This window comes from Bradyrhizobium sp. USDA 326 (genome assembly GCF_049739485.1).
Classification (GTDB): Bacteria; Pseudomonadota; Alphaproteobacteria; order Rhizobiales; family Xanthobacteraceae; genus Bradyrhizobium.
Genome location: NZ_JBMGQA010000001.1, coordinates 7,661,450 through 7,685,019 on the forward strand (window position 1 = coordinate 7,661,450; position 23,570 = coordinate 7,685,019).

Sequence of the window (23,570 nt, forward strand, 5' to 3'; positions counted from 1 at the left end):
TTCCGGCAACATCATGCTCAAACAATAGCCTGGAGCGCGTCGGAGTTCAGGCCGTGGTGCCCGCGCTGGCCAGAGCGGTGTCAGCCGCGATCTGCGCCCGGCGAAGCCGCCGCGCCCGCCTGCGATCGCACCAGGCCCGCGTCAGGCGCTCGGTCGTTACCTTGATGGAGGACAGAAGGCCGAACAGCGTCAGTGCCGCACTGAGCAGCCAGAGCGCCAGATCGAACGCGCCGCCGATAAGCAGCAGCGCGCCCCGGCCCAGGAGCTTAATGATCGCACGCGTCTTGCCGCCCTGCGCTTCCGCAAGACGCGCCGCGCGCGCGACGTCCTTGGGACCTTCGGCCATGCGCAAGGTGTCCATGGCACCGCGCGTGCCGGTCTTTTCGGCAACGCGTGTGACATCCTTGCCGAGCCGGACCAGCGCGCCGGCCTTCTCAGCCCGGAACGCGGCCTTGATCGCGCTCACGGTCTGGCCAGGGCGCAGCACCGAGCCTGATACCACCGCGTTGCGGAGCAACGGCGCGTCGACGACCTCGCGCGCCGACCGGCCGGCCCATGCGGCAAGCCCCTCGCCGAGCCGTCCGACTTTGCGCGCATCCTTCACCAGCGTCAGTCCGGCGCGCACCGGCGCAGCACCGCCGACGGACACATAGGTTGCCGCCGTCACCGCAAGGCCTGCAGCCGCAAGCCCGAGCACGAGACGATCGGTGTCCTCGCCCATGGCGAGGTGCTTGCCCTCGCGCACCACGTCCCTGATGTCACCGAACACGAACAGATCGCCCGCCACCGTTCCCGACAGGCTCGCGACGTCGTCGGCGTTACCGGTGACGAGGCCGGTGGCAAATCGTTTGGCGAAATGCAAGGTTGAGTTCTCCGCCTTGACGGCGTCACCGACACGGTTCAGCAGGTCGTCGGGGAGCGCGATGTTGCGGTCGCGCGCCAGCGCAACGAAGCTATCGGCGAGATCGGTATCATCAGCGGCGAGCGCGGCCTCGATATTGTCCTGAACCAGCCGGTCGTTCTGCCGCAGCAGCGCATCGAGCTTCAGCTCGGAGAGCGCGGCGGGATCATCCTGGGCAGCGAGGATCGCGCCGGCCTCACGGGCATGCGGCGCGACCTGCACGAGCATGAAGCTGCACGCCGCGATACCGGTCAACGCTGTGCTGATTCGCAGCCACTTCATGCGGAAAGCCTGGAAGGTCCCTCAGATCGATTGCGCCTGAGATTCGTCTTTTGTCGCAAATTGCATTCGTCCACAGAGATAGTTTGCCAAAATTGCGACACAACGTCCCCGACGAAAGAAGGGCTTCTCTCAGGCCCCAAGATTGTGTCGAATTTGCATGAGCAAATGAGCATGGGGCAATTGCGAACCTTTCGGTTCCGCTGGACTAGCAATCATCTGTACCCGCAAGTATGGTCCGCGGCGCCTTAAAGACGCCGCGTCAGTTGTTGATTGTATCTGCCGCCATTGCCACTCCAGGATGAGTTACGATGTCCGACCATGTCGTCCCGCACTTCCATAACGATGCCGGTGTTCCCGTCATCGAGATCGGCTCGCAAGAGTTCATGTGTGTGGGCGCCAACCCTCCGTTCGATCATCCGCACGTCTTCCTCGACCTCGGCAACGACAACGAGATCATCTGCCCCTATTGCTCGACGCTGTACCGTTTCGCGGCCGACCTGAAGCCGGGCGAAGCCCGTCCGCCGGAATGCGTCCTCAAGGACAAGGTGGCCTGACCGCTTCCGTCGGTTAGGGGTGGCGCTCTCCCGAACGATTGTCATCGCCGGTGCCGGTATCGGTGGCCTGACGGCCGCGCTCGCGCTCGCGGCCCGCGGCTTCCGCATCGTCGTGCTGGAAAAGGCCGAGCGCCTCGAGGAAGTCGGCGCCGGCCTGCAGCTCTCCCCCAATGCCAGCCGCGTGCTGGTCGAGCTCGGCCTGACCGAACGCCTCAAGCTGCAAGCGGTAACCCCGGAGGCGGTCTCGATCATGAGCGCGCGCGCCGGTGGCGAGCTCTTGCGCATGCCGCTCGGTGAAGCAGCTTCCGCGCGTGCCGGCGCGCCGTATTGGGTGGTGCACCGCGCCGACCTGCAATCGGCGCTGGCGGGCGCTGTCGCCGATCATCCCGACATCGACCTGAAGCTGGGTGCAACCTTCGAGGATGTCGCGCCCCACGCCAGGGGCCTCACCGTCGTCCATCGCAGCGGCACGATCCGCCGCAGCGATCTCGCCAGCGCCCTGATCGGCGCCGACGGCATCTGGTCGACGGTCCGCCACCATCTATTTCCCGAGGTGCAGCCGCGCTTCTCGGGGCTGATCGCCTGGCGCGGCACGCTCGAGGCCACGCAACTGCCGAAGAACCTTACCGCGCGCCGGGTGCAGCTCTGGATGGGGCCGAACGCCCATCTGGTCGCCTATCCGATTGCGGGCGGACGCCAGATCAACGTGGTCGCGGTGCTGCCCGGCACATGGAACAGGCCCGGCTGGAGCACCCCCGGCGATCCCCGCGAGGTGATGGATGCCTTTGCCGCCGCGCGCTGGCCGCAGCCGGCGCGGATGATGCTCGCCGCGGTCGACGGCTGGCGGAAATGGGCGCTGTTCGGCGTGCCCGAGGGCTCCCCCTGGAGCAAAGGTCCGGTGGCGCTGCTCGGCGACGCCGTACATGCGATGCTGCCCTTTGCAGCCCAAGGCGCCGGCATGGCGATCGAGGATGCCGCCGTGCTCGCCCGGCACTTGACCGTCGAGGCGACGGAGAGCACCGCGGGCATCACGGCCGCACTGACGCAATACGGCCGAGCGCGCAAGGCGCGGGTCCTTCGGGTGCAGCGGACCGCGCGGCAGCAGGGCCGGATCTATCATCTCGGCGGGCCGTTCGCGATCGCACGCGATCTTGCGATCCGCGCGCTCGGCCCCGAGCGCATGCTGGCGCGGCAGGACTGGATCTACGGCTGGCGGCCCTGATGCGACGTGCCGCCGGCGCGGCGCCTCAGCAGGTCACCTCGTTCCGGATTTCGAAGCGGACTTGCCGGAGGGTGTCAGCGGCAGCGGCGCCGGCGGTGGCGCCTCAGGCGTCTCCCGGCACTTGTTGCGGCTCCAGGCCTCCTCGGCCAACTGCGACTGCCCGCGTATCGCAATATAGTCGTTGCGATAGGCAAGCTCGGACACGACCGCGCCACCCGTGCCCGTCTCGGCCTTCTGCATCAACTTCTGCAACTCACTGGTGCGCTTGGCGAGCAGCTTGCGCTCGGCCTGCAACTGCTTGCAGTCGTACAATTCGTATTTGGCGGGATCGGCAAAGGCCGGCGCGATCGTCTCGCTCATGCCGGCGCAGCCGGACAGCGCGGCGCCGGCCGCAAGCAGCGCGAGGAGCGCGCCAAAGCCGCGCAGCGAAGAGGAAAACGAAGCCGCCATGCCGGATGAATAGCCCCCGTGGATTGAGAATGCCTAAAGCAACAACAGTTGTCCGGATTGAGGCTTTGCCTTGTGCGCCCGCCTCGCTTAAGGAAGAACCGTCCCTCCGGGTACGCAACGCGCCAATTCCAGACGGCCGGAGATGGACTTAAGTGTTTGATCTCGTTGGATCAAGCGGGCATGGCGGAATTGGTAGACGCAAGGGACTTAAAATCCCTCGGTGCGCAAGCGCTGTGCCGGTTCGACCCCGGCTGCCCGCACCAACGGAGCCGAGGGCAGGTCGTGCTCGCCCGGGAGACGACCGCGTCATGGATCTGTAGCGCCCGGCCAGGCGTGCCTCCGGCGCCATGATCGAAGGCCGGCGTCACCAGGAAGACCCTTTATTATCACCTCACAGGTCAGGACGAGATTGAGCGGGCCCGCAGCACAAGCGACCTCATCTTCGTCTCCGCTCCGACGGCTCTGACCAAATCTTGTCCGCCCCCTGCTCCGCCTGCCAGCCATCCCGAAACATGGGTTGTGCAACGCAGCATGCGCGGAGATAAAGTCGCTCGATTTCAGGGGTAATCTTCTTGTCCGACGTCAATGCCGACGATTGGGTGTCCGCGGGACACCGCCCGATGGGTTTTCCAGAATTCGTCATCGTGATCGCGTCCATCATGGCGCTCAATCCGCTTGCGATGGACATGATGCTGCCGGCGCTGCCGAGCATCGGTACGGCCCTCAACATTCCGGTCGCGAACCATCTCCAGTTGGTGCTGTCCACATTCCTGATCGGCTTCGGCGCCGGCCAATTCGTCATGGGCCCCCTGTCGGACCGCTTCGGCCGCCGGCCGGTGCTGCTCGGCGGCATGGCGGTCTATGCGGTCGCGAGCGTGCTGGCGGTCGCAGCGCCCTCGTTCGAGACGCTGCTGCTGGCGCGTGCGCTGCAAGGGCTCGGCACCGCGGCGACACGCGTGATCGCGACGTCGATCGTGCGCGACTGCTATGTCGGCCGCCGCATGGCGAGCGTGATGTCGCTTGCCATGATGGTGTTCATCGCGGTGCCCGTGATCGCCCCCTCGTTCGGACAGGCGGTGCTGCTGGTGACGGCCTGGCGCGGCATCTTCGTGGTGCTGATGCTCTACGGGTTGCTCGCGCTCGCATGGTGCGTGCTGCGACTGCCTGAAACCCTTCCCCAGTCCGAGCGCCGGTCGCTGGCGCCCGCCGACGTGCTCTCCGCGTTCCGGCAGACCGTGACCCATCGCCAGACCATCGGCTATGCCACGGCCGCCGGCAGCGTGATGGGCGCACTGTTCGCCTACGTCTTCTGCGCCCAGCAAATCTTCACCGGCATCTATCGCCTCGGCCATTACTTTCCGCTGGCTTTCGCGGCGGTCGCGGCCGGCGTTGCCATTGCCGGCTTCCTCAATGCGAGGCTGGTCGGACGGCTCGGCATGCGCGTGATCTCGCACGGAGCGCTGACGCTCTACACCGTCGTGGCCGGCGTGATGCTGCTGACGGAAAGTCTCGGCGTGCTGCCGCTTGCCTTGTTCATGGTGCTCTCCGCCCTGATGATGTTCTCGTTCGGCATGATGGTCGCCAACTTCACTGCGCTCGCGATGGAGCCGCAGGGACACATCGCCGGCACCGCCTCCTCGCTTTACGGCTCGATCACGACCCTGATCGGGATCGTGGTCGGCATGGCGATCGGGCAGAGCTTCGACGGCACTCTGCTGCCCTTCTCGATCGGATTCTTCCTGTCGACCCTCGCCGCGCTCGCGATCGTGCTGGTGGTGGAGAAGGGCCGGCTGTTCAAGCCGCATCATCGCCCTGTCGCCTGAGGAACTTCCCGGACCTCTCGATGTTGTACCGCAGCAATCGAGAGGATCGGCGAGATGGAACAAGAGAGCAGAGCGGATCAGCCGCCGTCGGAGACCGAGCGGTCAGCTCCACGGAAATTGTTCGAAGAGCGGCGGGACCGAAGCCTGCCCTTCGCAAGTGAAGGTCTCGAGCAGGTGCGCGACAGCCACTGCTGATTCAGACCGAGATCATTCATAGAAAACGGCGCCGCGGTTCGACCCCGGCGCCGTTCGCTTTCCAGACGCAGGCGCTACTCCGACTTGCTGATGTTCCAGAACAGCGGCGTCGCCGGACCGTCGAGCACTCCGGTAAGCGATTTGCGCCAACCGCTCGGCAACAAATACTGCCCCAGCGGGATGTAGATCACCTGATCGTACGCCTCCTTCTGAATCTCGGCGGCGATCTTCTTCTGTTCGTCGAGCGAGGATGCGCGGACGAACGCGTCCTTGAGCTGCTCGATCTTCGGATCCTCGGCCCAGCCGAACCAACCGCCCTTCTTGCCCTGGCCGCCGATCGAGAGATTGGCGATCGGGTTGGCAACGTCGGCCGCGACCCAGTTGGTGAAGAACATGTTCCAGCCGCCTTCCTTCGGCGGCTTCTGGCTGGCGCGGCGGCTCACCACCGTCTGCCAGTCAGTCGCTTGCAGGTCGACCTTGAAGCCGGCCTCGCGCAGCAGCTGGGCTGCAACGATCGGCTGCGCCTTGAGCGTCGTGACGTCGCCGGGCGCCATGATCACGATCGGCGTGCCGTCGTAGCCGGACTCGGCCAGCGCCTTCTTGGCTTGCGCCATGCCGTTGCCCTTGATGAGCGTTTCGGCGCCAACGTCAGTCTCGAGCGGCGTATCGCACACGAAGAAGGCACCGCAGATCTTCTGATATTTGGCATTGCCGACCAGCGCATCGAGAACGTCCTTCTGGTTCATGGCCAGGAACGCAGCCCGCCGCACCTTCACGTTGTCGAACGGCGGATGCAGGAAGTTCATCCGGCCGAGCGTCTGGAAACCGAACTTGTTGGAGACCTCGATCGTGAGCTCCTTGTTCGCTTCCAGCACCGGCAGCATGTCGAACGGCAGATTCTCCATGAAGTCGATGTCGCCCGACTGCAGCGCGTTCACTGCGGTCTGCGAGTCCGGCATGGTGATCCACTCGACGCGATCCACCTTCACCACCTTGCCGCCGGAGGTCCAGCTCGCCGGCTCCTTGCGCGGCACGTAGTCGGTGTTCTTGACGTAGACCGCCTTCACGCCGGGCTGGAATTCCGATGCCACGAACTTGAAGGGACCCGAGCCAATCTGCTCCGGGATCTGCTTGTCCGGCGGCGTCTCGGCGAGGCGCTTTGGCATCATGAAGGCAACGCGCGAGGACGGCTTGCCGATGGAATCGAGCACCAGGCCATAGGGCTCCTTCAGCTTCAGCGTGATGGTCTTGGCGTCGGTCGCCTCGATGCTCGCGGTGAAATCCATGAGCTTCTGGCCCATGCCGTCGACAGCGGCCCAGCGCTTCAGCGAAGCGACGCAATCTTCCGCCGTCACCGGCGCGCCGTCATGCCACTTCAGGCCGTCGCGCAGCGTGAAGGTATAGGTGAGCTTGTCGTCGGAGATCTTCCAGTCTGCCATCTGCGGCTGGATCTTGAAGCTCGAATCCGGAGCCACCAGCGTGTCGTAGACCATGTAGCCATGGTCACGCGTGATGTAGGCCGTGGTGAAGATCGGGTCGATGATGCGCAGATCCGAATGCATCACCGCGGTGATGGTCTTGCCGGCCGCAAGCACTGGCGAGGCCAGCGCGGTCGAAAGCGCGACGACCGACAGCGCAAGTTTGGAGGCGAACGCGCGACGCCCCCGGCGCATGAAGTGGAACATAGAAAGTTCTCCTGACGTGAAACTGTTCAAAGGCGGGTTATTGGTTAAGCATGCGGTGCATTCGTTGGGCGAACTAACCTCATGCAATGCCTTTATCTTTTTGAGACTTGCAGACAGTGTCCAGCGCGTCAATCCGGTTTCGTCGCAGCCCCTCACGGCGCGCGCACGGGCTCCACAAAGATCGGTTTGGCTCTACAACACCCTCCGCTTGTCCTGCCCCGCGCAGATGCAATGCGCGTTCCATTTTTCGAAGCTTGAGAGACATTGAGATGAATCCTGCCAATCTTCCCTTTGATTCCGAGGCGATGCTCGAGGGCCTGCGCGGCTGGGTCGAATGCGAAAGTCCGACCTGGGATGCAGGGGCCGTGGACCGCATGCTCGACATCGCAGCGCGGGATATGGCGATCATGGGTGCGACGATCGAGCGCATCGCGGGCCGCCAGGGCTTTGGCGGCGTCATCCGCGCGCGCTTTCCTCATCCCAAGCAGGGCGAGCCGGGCATCCTGATCGCCGGACACATGGATACCGTTCATCCGGTCGGCACCATCGAGAAGCTGAAATGGCGGCGCGAGGGCAACAAGTGCTATGGCCCCGGCATTTACGACATGAAGGGCGGTAATTACCTCTCGCTGGAAGCGATCCGGCAACTGGCGCGCGCGTCCTTCACCACACCGCTGCCGATCACCGTGCTGTTCACGCCGGATGAGGAAGTCGGCACGCCTTCGACGCGGGACATCATCGAGGCGGAGGCGGCGCGCAACAAATACGTGCTGGTGCCCGAGCCCGGCCGCGCCGACAACGGTGTCACCACCGGACGTTACGCCATTGCCCGCTTCAATCTCGAGGCGACGGGCCGGCCGAGCCACGCCGGCGCAACGCTATCGGCGGGACGCTCGGCGATCCGCGAGATGGCGCGGCAGATCCTCGCCATCGACGCGATGACGACGGAGGACTGCACCTTCTCGGTCGGCGTCGTCCACGGCGGACAATGGGTCAATTGCGTTGCAACGACCGCGACCGGCGAAGCGCTCTCCATGGCCAAGCGTCAGGCCGATCTCGACCGCGGTGTGGAGAGGATGCTGGCGCTGTCGGGCACCAGCAACGACGTCACGTTCAAGGTCACGCGCGGCGTGACGCGTCCGGTTTGGGAGCCGGATGCCGGCACGATGGCGCTCTATGAGAAGGCGCGCGGCATCGCCAAATCGCTCGGCGCGGAATTACCGCATGCAAGCTCCGGCGGCGGCTCCGACGGCAACTTCACCGGCGCGATGGGAATCCCGACGCTCGACGGCCTGGGCGTACGCGGCGGCAACGGCCACACGCTGGAGGAGTTCATCGAGGTCGATAGCCTGGTCGAGCGCGGCCGGCTGATGGCCGGATTGCTGGCGACGCTGGAGTAGTGAACTCGTCATTCCGGGTTCGATGCTGTCGCATCGCCCCGGGACGACGAGACTGACTTCGCACTGCACAATAGCTCGGCAGTCACGGTCGAAATTTAGCCTTGTCTAAAAATGAGGCGTATCGTACTGCTCGGCCGTCCACGCGACGATGCGGGAGAGACCGCGGCGAAGGCTTTCGGCTTTCGTTGCGGCGCCGACGGAGCAACCGCCCCGGAAACTCTCAGGCAAAAGGACCGTTTCGTCAGGACGATCTGGAGAGAGGCGGCGCGATTTCAGGCAATCGTGACGTCCACCGAAGGGGATAGTTCGTTGCGAGATCCGCAGCGGATCAAGCTCTCAGGTACCCGTGACAGATGGGGCGCCGCCAACGGCTTTTGGCCGGCGGTTAGCCGACTCTAAACACGGGAGCCCCGAACCTCATCATGACCCATATCGCCATCATCGGCGCCGGCATCACCGGCGTGACGACCGCCTATGCCCTGCTCGAACGCGGCTTTGAGGTGACGGTGCTCGACAAGCACCGTTACGCTGCGATGGAGACGTCCTTCGCCAACGGCGGGCAGCTCTCCGCATCGAACGCCGAAGTGTGGAACAGCACGGCGACGATCCTGAAGGGCTTGCGCTGGATGTTCCGGCGCGACGCGCCCTTGCTGATGAACCCGTGGCCGAACTGGCACAAATATTCGTGGATGAGCGAGTTCGTCGCCAACGTCGGCAACTACCGCGCCAATACGATCGAGACCACGCGGCTCGCGATCGAAGCGCGCAGGCATCTGTTCGACATCGCGGCACGCGAAGGGATCGACTTCGATCTCGAACGCCGCGGCATCCTCCACATCTATCGTGACAAGGCCGGCTTCGAATCCGGTCTGCGCGTCAACGCACTGCTGCAGGAAGGCGGCCTCGACCGCCGCCCGGTGACGTCAGAAGAAATCCGCAGCATCGAGCCGACACTGCGCAAGGACTATTATGGCGGCTTCTACACGCCGTCGGATGCGACCGGCGATATCCACAAGTTCACCCGCGGGCTGGCGGAAGCCTGCAAGCGGCGTGGCGCGACCTTCATCCACGAGGCCAATATCGATTCGATCGCGCGTGCCGGCAGCGGCTTCGTCATCGGCTGGGCTGATCTGGCCGCGAGCGACAGTGTGGGAGCCGGGCGCGGCGCACTGAACGTGGACGGCGTCGTGGTCTGCGCGGGCGTTGCGAGCCGTCACTTCGCCACCCTGCTCGACGAACGCCTCAACGTCTATCCGGTGAAGGGCTACTCGATCACCGTGCAACTCGACACCGCCGAAAGCCGCAACGCCACCCCGACGGTGAGCCTGCTCGACGAGGCCGCAAAGATCGTCACCAGCCGGCTCGGGGCCGACCGCTTTCGCGTCGCCGGCACCGCCGAGTTCAACGACTTCAATCGCGACATCCGCGCCGACCGCGTGCAGCCGCTGATCGACTGGGTGCGCAGCAACTTCCCTGCCGTCGAAACGTCGCGCGTCGTGCCGTGGGCCGGACTGCGCCCGATGATGCCGAACATGATGCCGGTCGTGCGCGCAGGACGGATTCCGGGCGTGTTCTTCAACACCGGCCACGGCCATCTCGGCTGGACCCTGTCGGCAGCAACGGCGCAGATGATCGCTCAGACCATCGACGGCTGGCGCGGCCTCAACGCTCCACCGACGGCACCTTCACTTGGGGTTGAGCGTGAACTGCGACATGCATCCTGAGTGGTCGATACTGGAGACATGTCGGCCTCTTGCTACGGCGCAGCCCTTGGCACACAATTTGCCCTAAGGGGACGGCGTCTCCAGCGGCCTTTCCAGCCCAAGTGTTAGGCATGATAGACACGACAGAGTTCACGGGAGCCTCGATGTTCCACACGTTCGGTAGCCGGAGATAAGTGTATGCTGGGTTATCTAATTCGCCGCGTTCTGGCCGCGGTGCCCGTGATGGGCGTCGTCGCGCTGTTCGTGTTCCTGCTTCTGCGGCTGACGCCCGGCGATCCCGCCGCGATTCTCGCCGGCGACAACGCAACTCCGGAACGGCTCGAGCGCATCCGCACCTCGCTCGGCCTGAACGAGCCCCTGATCGTGCAGTTCATCACCTGGGTGAACAAGCTTCTGCACGGCGACCTCGGGACATCGCTGATCTCGAACCTGCCGGTGATGAAGATGATCGGCCAGCGCGTCGAGCCGTCGATCTCGATCGCGCTGTCGACCATCATCCTCGCCGTGATCGTCGCCGTTCCCTTGGGGGTGATCGCGGCCTGGAAGCACGGCACCTGGATCGATCGCTTCGTGATGGGTCTGTCCGTGCTCGGCTTCTCGGTCCCGGTGTTCGTGGTCGGCTATGTCCTGATCCAGATTTTCGCCATCGACCTGCGCTGGGTGCCGGTGCAGGGCTTCCGCAGCATCTCGAACGGCTTCGGGCCGTTCTTCGAGCGCATCATCCTGCCGACCTGCGCACTGTCCTTCATCTACATCGCCCTGATCGCGCGCATGACGCGCGCGGCGATGCTCGACGTGCTCGGCGAGGACTATGTCCGTACCGCGCGCGCCAAAGGCATCAACGAGGTCGCGGTGATGATGCGCCATGCGCTGCGCAACGCCGCGGTGCCCGTGATCACCGTGATCGGCACCGGCTTTGCGCTCTTGATCTCCGGCGTCGTCGTCACCGAGAGCGTGTTCAACATCCCCGGCATCGGCCGCCTTACCGTGGATGCGGTGCTGGCGCGCGACTATCCGGTGATCCAGGCGATGATCCTCCTGACGTCGCTGATCTATGTCGTCGTCAATCTTCTCATCGACGTCGCCTACACCCTGCTCGATCCCCGGATCCGGTACTGAGGCAAGGATACAAGGACAAACATGTCAGTCGATACCCTTCCCCAGTCGTCCATTCCGATCACGTCGCCGCTGCGGCCGCGATTCGGATTTCTCACCTCGACGCCCATCATTGCGACCGCGACGGTCCTTCTCACGCTGGTCGTGGTGATCTCGATCCTGGCGCCGCTGATCGCGCCCCACGATCCGATCCAGCTCGCGCCGTCGCAGCGGCTCAAGCCCTCCTCTGCACAATTCCTGCTTGGCACCGACGCCTACGGCCGTGACCTGTTGTCGCGCGTGATCTATGGCGGCCGAATCTCGCTTCTGATCGGCATCGGCTCGGCGATCCTGTCGATCGCCATCGGACTCGCGATCGGCCTCGTCTCAGGGTTCTTCAAGCTGGTCGATTCCGTCCTGATGCGCGTCATGGACGGCCTGATGGCGATGCCGAGCATCCTGCTCGCGATCGCCGTGGTCTCGCTGTCCGGTGCCAGCCTCTGGACCGTGTTGATCGCGATCACGATCCCTGAGATTCCGCGGGTGGCGCGCCTGGTACGTTCGGTCGTGCTGTCGGCGCGCGAGGAGCCTTACGTGGAGGCCGCCATCTCGGTCGGCTCCAGCCTGCCGAAGATCATGTGGCGCCACCTGATGCCGAACACGGTCGCACCGCTGATCGTCCAGGGCACCTATGTCTGCGCGAGCGCCATTCTCACCGAGGCCATCCTCTCCTTCCTCGGCGCCGGCATCTCGCCGGAGACGCCGACCTGGGGCAACATCATGGCCGAGGGCCGCCAGTACTTCCAGATCAAGCCGTCGCTGATCTTCTGGCCGGGCCTTTTGCTCTCGATCGCCATCCTCAGCATCAACCTGATCGGCGACGCCGCCCGCGACGCACTCGATCCGCGCATGAAGCAGCGGGAGGGGAAGTGAAATCCTTTACTCCGTCGTTCCGGGGCGCTGCGAAGCACCGAACCCGGAACGACGTTGGAGACATTGCATGACCAACACCATCCTCGACATCAACAACCTCGTCGTTTCCATCGGCAAGAAGCCGAAGGGCGTAAACATCATCGACGGCATCTCGATCCAGGTGCGCGAACGCGAGACGCTGTGCCTCGTCGGCGAAAGCGGCTCGGGCAAGTCGGTGACGTCGCTCACCACCATGGGCCTGCTGCCGAAGGGCACGCTGGTGCCCACCGGCGGCAGCATCAAGCTGGTCGGCGAGGAGCTGCTCACCGCGACCGACCGCCGCCTGCGCCAGCTTCGCGCGACCAAGATGGCCATGATCTTCCAGGAGCCGATGACCGCGCTCAATCCGGTGGTGCCGGTCGGCCGCCAGATCGACGAGGTCCTGCGCGCGCATACCGATCTCGACGGGAAAGCGCGGAGGAAGCGTATCCTCGACATGATGGAGCAGGTCCACCTGCCCCAGGTCGAGCGCATCTTCGCCTCCTATCCGCACCGCCTGTCCGGCGGCCAGCGCCAGCGCATCATGATCGCCATGGCGCTGGTGCTGGAGCCGAAGCTCCTCATTGCCGACGAGCCGACCACCGCGCTCGACGTCACCACGCAGAAGCAGATCCTGACGCTGATCCGCGAGCTGCAGCGCGATCACGGCACCGCCGTGCTGTTCATCACTCATGACATGGGCGTGGTCGCCGAGATCGCCGACCGCGTCGCGGTGATGCGGCAGGGTCGCCTGGTCGAGACCGGCCCGCTCGAGACCGTGCTGCGCAATCCGACCATGGAATACACCCGCAACCTGCTCGCCTCGGTGCCGAGCCTGGTGCCGCGGCAGCCCCGCGAAGAGAGCCGCGAGCCGGTCGTGCTGGAGGCCAACGAGCTCAGCAAGGTCTACAAGGAGCGCGCCTTCTTCGGCAAAGGCCGCGAGGTTGTCGCCGCCGACAAGGTCACGCTGACGCTGCGCAAGGGCCGCACCCTCGGCATCGTCGGCGAAAGCGGCTCGGGCAAGTCGACGGTGGCGCGCTGCATCGTCCGCCTGATCGATCCGACCTCCGGAGGCGTGCGCCTCGCGGGCCGCGAGATCGCCGACATCTCGCGCCGCCTGCTCCAGCCGCACCGGCAGAAGATCCAGATCGTGTTCCAGGATCCCTACCGCTCGCTGAACCCGCGCGTGACCGTCGGCGACAGCATCGCGGAAGGCCCGATCAACTACGGCGTCTCCCAGGCCGATGCGATGAAGCGGGCGCGCGAGCTGCTCGAGCTCGTCGGCCTGCCGGCAGATGCGGTGTCGCGCTATCCGCACCAGTTCTCCGGCGGCCAGCGCCAGCGCATCGCCATTGCCCGTGCACTCGCGCTCGATCCGGACGTGCTGGTCGCCGACGAAGCGGTCTCCGCGCTCGACGTCTCCGTGCAGGCACAGGTGCTGGAACTGCTCGACGAGATCCAGAAGCGGCTCGGCATCGCCATCCTGTTCATCACCCACGATTTGCGCGTCGCTGCGCAAATCTGCGACGAGGTCGTGGTGATGCAGCATGGCCGCGTCGTCGAACAGGGTCCCGCCGCCGAAGTGCTGACGCATCCGAAAGAGGCCTACACCAAGGCGCTGCTGGACGCCGCTCCCGGCCGCAACTGGGACTTCGCGAACTTCCGGCCGGTGGTGGAAGGCGTGGGGGCCACCGTGTAGCAACACTCACGGTGTCGTCCCTGCGAACGCAGGGACCCATACCGCGGAGTCTATTCTTCGCGCGGCGTTAATCCCGAACGACCAGCATTCGCCAAACTCATTCCTGGGGTTATGGGTCCCTGCGTTCGCAGGGACGACATGGAGAGCTTGGATGCACCGCTACTCACGACACTCACCGCATCCGCAGCATTCCCAAAACAGCTTGAGGCCATGCACGGCGCGATGGCCTCTCACCTTGCTCTCTCCTCGGAGCCAAGGCTAACGTCGCGCACTTTCAAATCTGGACTTGAATTGATGACACGCATCGCCATCGGCGGCTTCCTGCACGAGACCAACACGTTCGCTCCGACCAAGGCGACATTTGCGGACTTCCAGCATGGCGGCGGCTGGCCGGCGATGACGGAAGGCGCCGACGTGCTGAAGGTGATGCGGCGCATCAATGTCGGCCTCGCCGGCTTCGTCGACAGTGCTGCGGCCAGCGGCTGGGAACTCGTTCCGACAATTGCCTGCGGGGCGAGCCCCTCCGCACACGTCACCAAGGACGCCTTCGAACGCATCGTGAAGGTGATGGTCGACGGCATCGCCGCCGCCGGGCCGATCGATGCAGTCTATCTCGACCTGCACGGCGCCATGGTGACGGAGCATCTCGATGATGGCGAGGGCGAGATCCTGGCGCGCGTGCGCCGCGTCATCGGCAAGGATGTTCCGCTCGTCACCAGCCTCGATCTCCATGCCAACGTCACGCCCGAGATGATCGAGCATGCGGACGCGTTGATCGCCTACCGCACCTATCCGCATGTCGACATGGCCGAGACCGGCCGCGCCTGCGCAAGGCATCTGGCGCTGTTGCTGCAGACGAAGCAGCGCTTCGCAAAGGCGTTCCGGCAATTGCCGTTCCTGATCCCGATCAGCTGGCAATGCACCAACGATGAGCCGACCAAAGGCATCTACGAAAAGCTTGCCGCGCTGGAGGGCGATGCGGTCCCGACACTCTCTTTCGCGCCCGGCTTCCCGGCCGCGGATTTCCGCGATTGCGGGCCGAGCGTATTCGCCTATGGCAAGACGCAAGCGGATGCCGACCGCGCAGCCGATGCGATCGTGAAGCTGATCGAAAGCCACGAGGACGATTTCGACGGCAAGATCTGGTCGCCTGACGATGGCGTGCGCCATGCCATGGAACTTTCGCAGAATGCGAGCAAGCCGATCATTATCGCCGACACCCAGGACAATCCCGGCGCCGGCGGCGATTCCGACACGACAGGCATGCTGCGCGCGCTGGTGCGCAACAAGGCGAGCGCGGCGACCGGCGCGATCTACGATCCGGAATCGGCCAGGGCCGCGCATGCGGCCGGCGTCGGCGCCATCGTGACGCTCTCGCTCGGCGGCAAGTCCGGCATTCCCGGCGATGAGCCCTATCGCGAGACCTTCGTGGTCGAAAGGCTCTCCGACGGCCGCTTCATCGCGCCCGGCCCCTATTACGGCGGCCGCGAGATGGAGATGGGACCGTCCGCCTGCCTGCGCATCGGCGACGTCCGCGTGGTCGTTTCTTCGCACAAGGCGCAGCTCGCCGACCAGGCGATGTACCGCTATGTCGGCATCGAGCCGACCGCGCAGAAGATCCTGGTCAACAAGAGCTCGGTGCATTTCCGCGCCGATTTCGAGCCGATCGCCGAGAAGCTGATGATCTGCGCCGCCCCCGGCGCAATGCCGGCCGACACCGCTTCCCTGCCCTGGACGCGGCTGCGGCCGGGCATCCGCATCAAACCGAACGGCCCTGTTTTCGATCCTTCTTCACGCTAACTGGACAGGACACATGCCCACGATCGACCGCATCGACGGCTACGCCGACGAACTCACCGCTATCAGGCGCGACCTCCACGCTCACCCCGAGATCGGCTTCGAGGAAGTGCGCACCTCCGGCATCGTCGCCGACAAGCTGAAGAGCTGGGGCATCGAGGTGCATCGCGGCCTCGGCGGCACCGGCGTGATCGGCGTCATCAAGGGTAAGGGTTCGAGCGGCAAGCGCATCGGGCTGCGCGCCGACATGGACGCGCTGCCGATGGAGGAGAACACCAACCTGAAGTGGAGCTCGAAGATCCCCGGCCGCTTCCACGGCTGCGGCCATGACGGCCACACCACCATGCTGCTCGGCACCGCGCGCTATCTCGCCGAGACCAGGAACTTCGACGGCACCGTGCACCTGATCTTCCAGCCGGCCGAGGAAGGCCTCGGCGGCGCCCGCGCCATGATCAAGGACGGCCTGTTCGAGAAGTTTCCCTGCGACGAGCTCTACGGCCTGCACAACGCGCCCGACCTCAACCACGGTGAGATCGCGATCCTGCCCGGCCCCGCGATGGCCAGCGCCGACTTCTTCGACCTCCGCATCACCGGCTACGGCGCGCATGGCGCGATGCCCGAACGCTCCAAGGACGCGGTGATCATCGCGACCACGCTGGCGCAGGCGATCCAGACCATCGTCAGCCGCAACGTCGAGCCGCTGCAGGCCGCCGTGATCTCGATCACCCAGATTCACGCCGGTTCCGCCTACAACGTCATTCCCGGCGACGCGCATCTTTGCGGCACCATCCGCACCTTCTCGAAAGAAGTCCGCACCCTGATCGCCGAGCGCATCCGGACCATCTGCGCCGGAATCGCGAGCGCCTATAGCTGCGTGATCGACGTCGACATCCGCGACACCTTCGACGTGCTGGTCAACCAGGCCGAGCAGTCCAAGGTGGTCGAGGAGGTCGCGCGCACCATCGTCGATCCCGCCAACGTGATCACCCGTACTCAACCGAAGATGGGCAGCGAGGATTTTGCCGACATGCTGCAGACCGTCCCCGGCGCGTATTTCTGGGTTGGCCATGACGGCTCGGTGCCCGTGCACAATCCCGGCTTCGTGCTCGACGACAAGATCCTGCCGATCGGCGCCAGCATGTTCGCCCGCATCATCGAGACGCGCATGCCGGTGGGTGGCAATGCATAAAAAGAGCGTCGAAGAGGCGGTCACCTCGCTGCACGATCTGTCCGCGGTCGATCTGATCGCGGGCTATCGTGCAAAGCAGTTCTCGCCGAGCGAGGTGCTGGAGGATTTGCTCGCGCACGTCGCTGCGTGGGAGCCGCACCTGAAGGCACTCTATGCGTTCGATCCCGACGGTGCGCGCGAGGCTGCAAAGGCCTCGACCGCGCGCTGGACTGGCGGCGAGCCGTCCGGCGCGCTGGACGGCGTCCCTGTCACGGTGAAGGACAACATCGCAACCAAGGGCGTGCCGGTGCCGCTGGGCGCGGCCAGTGTCAAGCTCGTGCCGGCCGAGAAGGATGCCCCGCCGGCTGCGCGGCTGCGCGAGGCCGGCGCGATCATCTTCGCCAAGACCACCATGCCCGATTACGGCATGCTGTCCTCCGGTCTCTCCAGCTTCCATGCGCTGGCGCGCAATCCCTGGGACCTCTCCAGGAATCCCGGCGGCTCCAGCGCAGGCGCCGGCGCTGCCGCGGCGGCCGGCTACGGTCCCTTGCATCTCGGCACCGATATCGGCGGCTCGGTGCGCCTGCCCGCCGGCTGGTGCGGCCTCGTCGGCCTGAAACCGAGCTTCGGCCGCGTGCCGATCGATCCCACCTATGTCGGCCGCGTCGCCGGTCCCATGACCCGCACGGTCGATGATTGCGCGCTGATGATGAGCGCGATCGCAAAGCCCGACCGGCGCGACGGCATGAGCCTGCCGGCCGAACCTCTCAACTGGAAGGGGCTGGAGAAGTCGCCGCGAAAACTGCGCATCGGCCTGATGCTCGATCCCGGCTGCGGACTGCCGCTGGAGAAACCGGTGCGCGAGGTCGCGGTGAAGGCGGCGAAGGCGTTCGAATCCGCAGGCGCCGTCGTGACCGAGGTCGAGGGCATCCTCACCCGCGAGATGCTCGACGGCCTCGACAATTTCTGGCGCGCGCGGATGTGGGACGATCTGTCGAAACTGACGCCGGCCGAGCAGGCAAAGGTGCTGCCCTATATCTTCGAGTGGGGCGAGTCCGGCGCCAAGCTGTCGGGCGTCGACGTGATCCGCGGCTTCAACCAGACCATGGCGATCCGCGCAGCGGCGTCAAAGCTGTTCTGCGAGCTCGACTACGTGATCTCGCCGACTGCGCCGAACGTGAACTATCCGGCGGAATGGGCCTCGCCGACCAACGATCCCATGAAGCCGTTCGAGCACATCGCCTATACCGTGCCGTGGAATATGTCGGAGAACCCCGCGATCTCCGTCAATGGCGGCTTCGATGCCAAGGGCTTTCCGATCGGCGTGCAGATCGTCGGCCGACGCTTCGACGACATCGGCGTGCTCGGCATGGCCAAGGCGTTCGAGGGCCTGCGTGGCCCACAGCGGCCCTGGCCCAAGCCGCCGACGAAGTAGCGACGCGCATCTAGCGTCTCAACACAACTCGTCATGCGCGGGCTCGATCCGCGCATCCATCCTCTTCAAAAAAGATGGATTGCCGGGTCAAGCCCGGCAATGACAGAATTGATTCAAGAATGACAAGGAAGGAAACAACCATGGCGTATGAGACGATCAAATACGAGGTCGCCGAGCAGATCCTCACGATCACGCTGAATCGGCCCGACAAGCTCAACGCCTTCAACGCGCAGATGCAAGCAGAGCTGATCGACGCGTTCGACGCCGCCGACAAGGACGACAACGTCCGCGCCATTATCGTCACCGGCGCCGGCCGCGGTTTTTGCGCGGGCGCGGATCTTTCGTCCGGTGCCGACACGTTCGACCGCGACGCGCGGCGGGGGCCTGTAAGGCGTTTGGCCGACGGCAAGGTCGATTACAGCGATCCGCAGGTTCGCGACGGCGGCGGCCAGGTCACCTTGCGCATCTTCAAGTGCCTCAAGCCGGTCATCGCCGCGGTGAACGGGCCTGCCGTCGGCATCGGCGTCACCATGCAGCTCGCGATGGATATCCGCATTGCCTCGGAGGCCGCGCGGTTCGGCTTCGTGTTCTCCCAGCGCGGCATCGTGCCGGAGGCCGCCTCGAGTTGGTTCCTGCCGCGCATCGTCGGCATCTCGCAGGCGTTGGAATGGTGCTATTCGGGCCGGGTCTTCCCGGCGCAGGAGGCACTCGCCGGGCGTCTCGTCAGCAAGGTCGTCGCGCCGGATGATCTCCTGCCAACCGCCCGCGCGCTCGCCAAGGAATTTGCCGCGAAGACCGCGCCGGTCTCGGTCGCGCTGATCCGCCAGATGATGTGGCGCATGATGGGGGCGGACGATCCGATGGAGGCCCACAAGGTCGACAGTCGCGGCATCTACGCCCGCGGCCGCTCCGGCGACGTCAAGGAAGGCGTGGTGTCGTTCCTGGAAAAGCGTCCCGCGCAGTTCAAGGACAAGGTATCGACCGACATGCCGGATTACTTCCCGTGGTGGACGGAACGGGAGTACAAGTAAAGACGACCCAGCGCGCCATAACGTGCAACTCGGCTGTTTGATCCATGCCAAGCGCGCATGGACAATCGGCCGACATCCTGCTGCATCGCAAAATCACCTTGCGGTATCGTCCGCCCCGCACAGGGAAGCGATACGATGCAACTTTGCCTGCGAATGGCGGCTCTCGCGCCACTCGTCCTTGCCGGCTGCGCCGGGCAGGACGCAGAGTGGGCGCAGCGCGGACGGGCCAGCCTGATCGGTCTGGATCAGTCGGCGATCCGCATGTGCGCCGGCTTGCCGGCCGGAACCGCCAAGGACGGCTCGGGCGAGATCTGGATGTACGAGCACGCTGCGAGTCCGCCCGGCGGGATCGCGCCGCCCACACTGACGCTTCCGCCCGGTCTGAATATCGGAGGCCAGGCGCCTTCAGGCTATTGTCGCGTCCAGCTGCGCTTCGTTCGCGGCAAGGTCACGGAGGTGCAATATGCCGGGAATACCGACATTGGAAGTGCGCGTGACGCCGCCTGTGGCCAGATCGTGAAAACTTGCCTCGGCTATGGAGCCGGTGGCCGCGAAGCCGCCGCGCGGGCGTCACATCAGTAGCGCGACCCGCCCGATCGCCTTGCGATCGATCAACAGCCGCATCGCCTTCGCATGGTCCTCCAGTGGCAGGCGATGCGAGACGTTGGGGCGCAGCTTGCCCTCCTCCGCCCATTGCAGCAGCATCTTCAGGCGCGCTTCGCCAAGCGCAGGATTTCTCCGCACCGCTTCGCCGGCGCGCACACCGAGCACGCTGGCGCCCTTGATCAGCAGCAGATTGGTCCTGGCCGAGCCGATGCCGCCGGTGAAGCCGATCACGAGGAGCCGAGCGCCCCAGGCGATGCAGCGCATGGAATCTTCAAAGACCTGGCCGCCGACGGGGTCGAACACGACGTCCGCGCCGCGCCCCCCGGTGATGCGCTTGACGGCATCGCGAAAGGACTCGCGGTCGTAGCGTACGAGATGATCGGCGCCGCGCGATTTCGCGATCGCAAGCTTCTCGTCGCTTGAAGCCGTCGCAATCACGATCGCGCCCAGCATCTTGCCGATCTCGACCGCGGCCAGCCCGACGCCGCCGCCGGCACCATGCACCAGCAGCACCTCACCCGGCTCGACCCGGCCGCGATCGATCAGCGCGTGATACGCGGTGCCATGACCGGCAAGATAAGTCGCGGCCTCGGCGTAGTCGAACGTCGATGGCATCGGCGTGAGTTGGGCCGGCGTTACCGCCACTTCATCAGCGAAGGCACCATGGCGCATCTTGACGATGACCTTGTCGCCAACCGCAACGCCGCTTGCCTCCGATCCCACCTCGGTGACATCGCCGGCAGCTTCCATCCCGGGCGTGAACGGCAGCTCAGGCTTCAGCTGATAGTCGCCGGCCGCCATCAGCACGTCAGGGAAATTCAGGCCGGCGGCGCGGATCGCGACGCGCACCTCGCCCGGCTTCAGAGCGCGCGAGGCAAACTCCTCCAGCCGCAACGTCTCGGGCGCACCGAGCGCGCGGCAGACGACAGCGCGCACCATCAGGCCGCGCTCGCCTTGCTGCGCAGCAGCGCCTCGCGGATCAACGGCAGGCGATCATTTCCGAAATACATGTCGGTCTTGTTCACGAAGATGGTCGGCGAGCCGAAGCCGCCGCGGGCGACGACCTCTTCAGTGTTCGCCTTGAGCTGGTCCTTAATCCCCTGCTCCGAAATCCCGGCGAAGAATTTCTGCTCGTCGATGCCAACCTTCCTGCAAATCTCGGCAAGCACCACGTCCTGCGAAATATCCTTGTCCTCGCCCCAATAGGCCTCGAACACCGCCGTTGCGAACGGCACCATGTCCTTGCCGAGCCAGATGCAGCCGCGCATGGCCTTGACGCTGTTCACCGGAAACACCGTGGGTGGCATCTTGATCGACAGGCCGGCCGAGCGCGCCCAGTCCTGAAGATCCTTTTTCATGTAGCGCGCCTTCAGCGGCACCGGCTTTTCGCGCTGGGCGTAGACGCTCGGATTGACCGTGTTGAAGATGCCGCCGACCAGGATTGGCCGCCAGGTGATCTCGGCGCCCAGCTCCTTAGCCAACAGCTGGATGTTGTGGAAGGCGAGATAGGTCCAGGGGCTGGAACAGTCGAAGAAGAATTCGATCATGATGGTTCCTTATGTTTGTTTGTCCCTCTCTCTCCTCCGTCATTGCGAGGAGCAAAGCGACGAAGCAATCCAGAGTCCCTCCGTGGAAAGATTCTGAATTGCTTCGCTTCGCTCGCAATGACGGGATGGAGCGGAGGTCTACTTCCTTCCCAACACTTCCTTAGCCCTTTGCCCGAACATGATCTTGCGTGATTCCTCGTCGAACGGCTCCTTCACGAACTTGCCGATCGCGAGCCCCGCCTGCACCTGCGGCCTCGCACGAACCTCGGCATACCAGCGTTTCACGTTCGGATAGTCGTCGAGCGTAAAGCCTTGCGCCTTGTGGGTCATGGTCCAGGGAAAGCAGGCGATGTCGGCGATGGAATAGTCGCCGGCCACATAAGTACCGGTTTTGCCGAGCTGCCGGTCAAGCACCCCATACAGCCGGGCCGCCTCGTCGCGATAGCGCGTGATCGCGTAAGGAATCTTCTCGGCGGCATAGAGCGCAAAATGTCCATGCTGGCCGAGCATCGGTCCCAGCCCGGCCATCTGCCACATCACCCATTGGATGGCGGTCGAGCGCCCGCGCAGGTCCGTCGGCAAGAACCGGCCGGTCTTCTCCGCGAGATAGATCAGGATGGCGCCCGTCTCGAAGGCCGAGAACGGCGGCCCGCCGTCGGCAGGATCGTGGTCGACGATGGCCGGGATGCGGTTATTCGGGGAGATCGCGAGAAACTCGGGGTCGAACTGCTCGCCGGCGCGGATGTTGACGGGCTTCACGCTGTAGGGAAGCCCGAGTTCCTCCAGCATGATCGAGATTTTCCAGCCATTCGGGGTCGGCGCGTAATAGAGATCGATCACGACCTTTCCATTGGCCTTTCCTTGGCCTTCCCTGTCGTCGCCTCCGCATAGAGAGCGACTTTTGTTGTTCTGTACCTCGACGTTAGGACATGGCAGGAAGGGGCGCAACACAACCTGCCGGGAGGGCCGCCATGCTGTTTCCAACCACGATCGCCGGCTCCTTGCCGAAGCCGGAATGGCTGGCCGAACCCAACATGCTCTGGGCGCCCTGGAAGTCACAGGCCGACGAGCTGCTCCGGGCCAAGCGCGATGCGACCTTGATCTGGCTGAAGATCCAGGAGGATGCCGGCATCGACATCGTCACCGAGGGCGAGCAGGCCCGGCAGCATTTCGTCCACGGCTTCCTGGAGAAGATCGAGGGCATCGATTTCGCCCACAAGGTCGAGATGGGCATCCGCAAGGACCGCTACAAGGCGATGGTGCCGCAGGTGGTCGCCCCGCTCCGGCTCAAGGGACGCGTCCATGACTTCGAGGCCCGCGTGGCGCGTACTCATACGAAGAAGAAGCTGAAGTTCACCCTGCCCGGCCCAATGACCATCATCGACACCATTGCCGATCGCTACTATGGCGACCGCGTGAAGATGGCCTTTGCCTTCGCCGAGCTGCTCAACGAGGAGGCCAAGGCGTTGCAAGCCGACGGCGTCGATCTCGTGCAGTTCGACGAGCCGGCCTTCAACGTCTACATGGACGAGGTCAACGACTGGGGCATCAAGGCGCTGGAGCGCGCCGCGCAGGGCCTCACTTGCGCCACCGCCGTTCACATCTGCTACGGCTACGGCATCAAGGCGAACACCGACTGGAAGGAAACACTCGGTGCGCAATGGCGGCAGTACGAGCAGATCTTCCCGGCAATCGACGCGAGCCCGATCCAGCAGGTTGCGATCGAGTGCCGCAATTCCAAGGTGCCGCTCGACCTGCTGGCGCTGCTCAAGACCAAGATCGTGCAGGCCGGCGTGATAGACGTCGCCAGCGACACGGTGGAGACCGCCGAGGACGTCGTCCAGGTGATCGATGCGGTGTCGAAATTCGTGCCCAAGAGCAACATCATCGCCACCACCAATTGCGGCATGGCGCCGATGCGGCGGGAGATCGCCGAAGCCAAGCTGATGGCGCTCGGCGCCGGCGCCGCGCTGGCGCGCGAGAGACTGGGCTGACGCCGGTGATC

At 64.9% G+C, this 23,570-nt stretch carries 20 protein-coding genes, 1 tRNA gene and 2 riboswitches; of the genes, 15 read left to right on the forward strand and 6 right to left on the reverse strand.

From position 1 onward, the window contains the following. Window positions 1-46: 46 nt before the first annotated feature. Window positions 47-1,183, reverse strand: coding sequence for a hypothetical protein (locus tag ABIG06_RS36470; protein ID WP_370140458.1), 1,137 nt, complete (start codon window positions 1,181-1,183; stop codon window positions 47-49). A gap of 308 nt (window positions 1,184-1,491) precedes the next feature. Here ABIG06_RS36470 and ABIG06_RS36475 point away from each other — a divergent pair, with 308 nt between their 5' ends. Further along, the gene (locus ABIG06_RS36475; protein ID WP_008562814.1) at window positions 1,492-1,737 is read left to right on the forward strand and encodes a zinc-finger domain-containing protein; all 246 of its coding nucleotides are present in this window, start codon (window positions 1,492-1,494) and stop codon (window positions 1,735-1,737) included. 19 nt (window positions 1,738-1,756) lie between these two features. Continuing rightward, entirely contained in the window at window positions 1,757-2,959 is a 1,203-nt protein-coding gene (locus ABIG06_RS36480) for an FAD-dependent monooxygenase (protein ID WP_370140459.1), read from the forward strand. A gap of 33 nt (window positions 2,960-2,992) precedes the next feature. Here ABIG06_RS36480 and ABIG06_RS36485 read toward each other — a convergent pair whose 3' ends face one another. Then, window positions 2,993-3,409, reverse strand: coding sequence for a twin-arginine translocation pathway signal (locus tag ABIG06_RS36485; protein ID WP_370140460.1), 417 nt, complete (start codon window positions 3,407-3,409; stop codon window positions 2,993-2,995). A 174-nt stretch (window positions 3,410-3,583) separates the two neighbouring features. Between ABIG06_RS36485 and ABIG06_RS36490 the strand changes: the two genes are divergently transcribed. Both ABIG06_RS36490 and ABIG06_RS36495 read left to right on the forward strand, forming a co-directional pair. After that, window positions 3,584-3,672 (forward strand) — tRNA-Leu (locus tag ABIG06_RS36490). Window positions 3,673-3,981: 309 nt separating this feature from the next. Next, on the forward strand, window positions 3,982-5,232 hold the full coding sequence (locus ABIG06_RS36495) for a multidrug effflux MFS transporter (protein ID WP_370140461.1): 1,251 nt from the start codon (window positions 3,982-3,984) through the stop codon (window positions 5,230-5,232). Between the two features lie 269 nt (window positions 5,233-5,501). On the opposite strand, the gene ABIG06_RS36500 is transcribed toward ABIG06_RS36495, so the two are convergent. Then, entirely contained in the window at window positions 5,502-7,112 is a 1,611-nt protein-coding gene (locus tag ABIG06_RS36500; RefSeq protein WP_370140462.1) for an ABC transporter substrate-binding protein, read from the reverse strand. 269 nt (window positions 7,113-7,381) lie between these two features. On the opposite strand from ABIG06_RS36500, the gene ABIG06_RS36505 reads away from it, so the two are divergent. The 10 genes from ABIG06_RS36505 (at window position 7,382) to ABIG06_RS36550 (ending at window position 19,994) form a co-directional block, all read left to right on the forward strand. After that, window positions 7,382-8,512, forward strand: a complete 1,131-nt coding sequence (locus tag ABIG06_RS36505; protein WP_061882862.1) for a M20/M25/M40 family metallo-hydrolase — start codon at window positions 7,382-7,384, stop codon at window positions 8,510-8,512. A 141-nt stretch (window positions 8,513-8,653) separates the two neighbouring features. After that, window positions 8,654-8,758: riboswitch (glycine riboswitch) on the forward strand. A 3-nt stretch (window positions 8,759-8,761) separates the two neighbouring features. Continuing rightward, window positions 8,762-8,867, forward strand: a riboswitch (glycine riboswitch). Window positions 8,868-8,934: 67 nt separating this feature from the next. Further along, window positions 8,935-10,236: a D-amino acid dehydrogenase gene (locus ABIG06_RS36510; protein WP_370140463.1), complete on the forward strand. Its 1,302-nt coding sequence runs from the start codon at window positions 8,935-8,937 to the stop codon at window positions 10,234-10,236. Between the two features lie 177 nt (window positions 10,237-10,413). After that, window positions 10,414-11,355, forward strand: a complete 942-nt coding sequence (locus ABIG06_RS36515) for an ABC transporter permease (protein ID WP_199752020.1) — start codon at window positions 10,414-10,416, stop codon at window positions 11,353-11,355. A gap of 21 nt (window positions 11,356-11,376) precedes the next feature. Beyond that, on the forward strand, window positions 11,377-12,264 hold the full coding sequence (locus ABIG06_RS36520; RefSeq protein WP_124162254.1) for an ABC transporter permease: 888 nt from the start codon (window positions 11,377-11,379) through the stop codon (window positions 12,262-12,264). Window positions 12,265-12,331: 67 nt separating this feature from the next. After that, complete coding sequence (locus tag ABIG06_RS36525; RefSeq protein WP_370140464.1) at window positions 12,332-13,981, forward strand: ABC transporter ATP-binding protein; 1,650 nt, start codon at window positions 12,332-12,334, stop codon at window positions 13,979-13,981. Between the two features lie 294 nt (window positions 13,982-14,275). Then, complete coding sequence (locus ABIG06_RS36530) at window positions 14,276-15,781, forward strand: M81 family metallopeptidase (RefSeq protein WP_370140465.1); 1,506 nt, start codon at window positions 14,276-14,278, stop codon at window positions 15,779-15,781. 13 nt (window positions 15,782-15,794) lie between these two features. Then, on the forward strand, window positions 15,795-16,967 hold the full coding sequence (locus ABIG06_RS36535; RefSeq protein WP_124162257.1) for a M20 aminoacylase family protein: 1,173 nt from the start codon (window positions 15,795-15,797) through the stop codon (window positions 16,965-16,967). Continuing rightward, window positions 16,960-18,381: an amidase gene (locus ABIG06_RS36540; protein ID WP_124162258.1), complete on the forward strand. Its 1,422-nt coding sequence runs from the start codon at window positions 16,960-16,962 to the stop codon at window positions 18,379-18,381. Before ABIG06_RS36535 ends, ABIG06_RS36540 begins: the two co-directional genes overlap by 8 nt. Before the next feature lie 140 nt (window positions 18,382-18,521). Then, window positions 18,522-19,412, forward strand: coding sequence for a crotonase/enoyl-CoA hydratase family protein (locus ABIG06_RS36545; protein WP_124162259.1), 891 nt, complete (start codon window positions 18,522-18,524; stop codon window positions 19,410-19,412). A gap of 135 nt (window positions 19,413-19,547) precedes the next feature. Then, complete coding sequence (locus ABIG06_RS36550) at window positions 19,548-19,994, forward strand: hypothetical protein (protein ID WP_370140467.1); 447 nt, start codon at window positions 19,548-19,550, stop codon at window positions 19,992-19,994. On the opposite strand, the gene ABIG06_RS36555 is transcribed toward ABIG06_RS36550, so the two are convergent. The 3 genes from ABIG06_RS36555 to ABIG06_RS36565 all read right to left on the reverse strand — a co-directional run bounded on the left by ABIG06_RS36555 (window position 19,983) and on the right by ABIG06_RS36565 (window position 22,405). After that, the gene (locus tag ABIG06_RS36555; RefSeq protein WP_124162261.1) at window positions 19,983-20,957 is read right to left on the reverse strand and encodes an NADPH:quinone oxidoreductase family protein; all 975 of its coding nucleotides are present in this window, start codon (window positions 20,955-20,957) and stop codon (window positions 19,983-19,985) included. The genes ABIG06_RS36550 and ABIG06_RS36555 overlap by 12 nt on opposite strands. Continuing rightward, window positions 20,957-21,565, reverse strand: coding sequence for a 2-hydroxychromene-2-carboxylate isomerase (locus ABIG06_RS36560; protein ID WP_370140468.1), 609 nt, complete (start codon window positions 21,563-21,565; stop codon window positions 20,957-20,959). The genes ABIG06_RS36555 and ABIG06_RS36560 overlap by 1 nt, the downstream gene beginning before the upstream one ends. A gap of 138 nt (window positions 21,566-21,703) precedes the next feature. After that, window positions 21,704-22,405, reverse strand: coding sequence for a glutathione S-transferase N-terminal domain-containing protein (locus ABIG06_RS36565; protein ID WP_370140469.1), 702 nt, complete (start codon window positions 22,403-22,405; stop codon window positions 21,704-21,706). 131 nt (window positions 22,406-22,536) lie between these two features. Here ABIG06_RS36565 and ABIG06_RS36570 point away from each other — a divergent pair, with 131 nt between their 5' ends. Continuing rightward, on the forward strand, window positions 22,537-23,559 hold the full coding sequence (locus ABIG06_RS36570) for a methionine synthase (RefSeq protein ID WP_370140470.1): 1,023 nt from the start codon (window positions 22,537-22,539) through the stop codon (window positions 23,557-23,559). The last annotated feature ends 11 nt before the right edge of the window (window positions 23,560-23,570 follow it).

Coding starts and splice junctions, on each gene's coding strand:
- ABIG06_RS36470 (WP_370140458.1), bottom strand. CDS start 1,183: ATGAAGTGGCTGCGAATCAGCACAGCGTTGACCGGTATCGCGGCGTGC.
- ABIG06_RS36475 (WP_008562814.1), top strand. CDS start 1,492: ATGTCCGACCATGTCGTCCCGCACTTCCATAACGATGCCGGTGTTCCC.
- ABIG06_RS36485 (WP_370140460.1), bottom strand. CDS start 3,409: ATGGCGGCTTCGTTTTCCTCTTCGCTGCGCGGCTTTGGCGCGCTCCTC.
- ABIG06_RS36500 (WP_370140462.1), bottom strand. CDS start 7,112: ATGTTCCACTTCATGCGCCGGGGGCGTCGCGCGTTCGCCTCCAAACTT.
- ABIG06_RS36505 (WP_061882862.1), top strand. CDS start 7,382: ATGAATCCTGCCAATCTTCCCTTTGATTCCGAGGCGATGCTCGAGGGC.
- ABIG06_RS36510 (WP_370140463.1), top strand. CDS start 8,935: ATGACCCATATCGCCATCATCGGCGCCGGCATCACCGGCGTGACGACC.
- ABIG06_RS36515 (WP_199752020.1), top strand. CDS start 10,414: ATGCTGGGTTATCTAATTCGCCGCGTTCTGGCCGCGGTGCCCGTGATG.
- ABIG06_RS36520 (WP_124162254.1), top strand. CDS start 11,377: ATGTCAGTCGATACCCTTCCCCAGTCGTCCATTCCGATCACGTCGCCG.
- ABIG06_RS36525 (WP_370140464.1), top strand. CDS start 12,332: ATGACCAACACCATCCTCGACATCAACAACCTCGTCGTTTCCATCGGC.
- ABIG06_RS36530 (WP_370140465.1), top strand. CDS start 14,276: ATGACACGCATCGCCATCGGCGGCTTCCTGCACGAGACCAACACGTTC.
- ABIG06_RS36535 (WP_124162257.1), top strand. CDS start 15,795: ATGCCCACGATCGACCGCATCGACGGCTACGCCGACGAACTCACCGCT.
- ABIG06_RS36540 (WP_124162258.1), top strand. CDS start 16,960: ATGCATAAAAAGAGCGTCGAAGAGGCGGTCACCTCGCTGCACGATCTG.
- ABIG06_RS36545 (WP_124162259.1), top strand. CDS start 18,522: ATGGCGTATGAGACGATCAAATACGAGGTCGCCGAGCAGATCCTCACG.
- ABIG06_RS36550 (WP_370140467.1), top strand. CDS start 19,548: ATGCAACTTTGCCTGCGAATGGCGGCTCTCGCGCCACTCGTCCTTGCC.
- ABIG06_RS36555 (WP_124162261.1), bottom strand. CDS start 20,957: ATGGTGCGCGCTGTCGTCTGCCGCGCGCTCGGTGCGCCCGAGACGTTG.
- ABIG06_RS36560 (WP_370140468.1), bottom strand. CDS start 21,565: ATGATCGAATTCTTCTTCGACTGTTCCAGCCCCTGGACCTATCTCGCC.
- ABIG06_RS36570 (WP_370140470.1), top strand. CDS start 22,537: ATGCTGTTTCCAACCACGATCGCCGGCTCCTTGCCGAAGCCGGAATGG.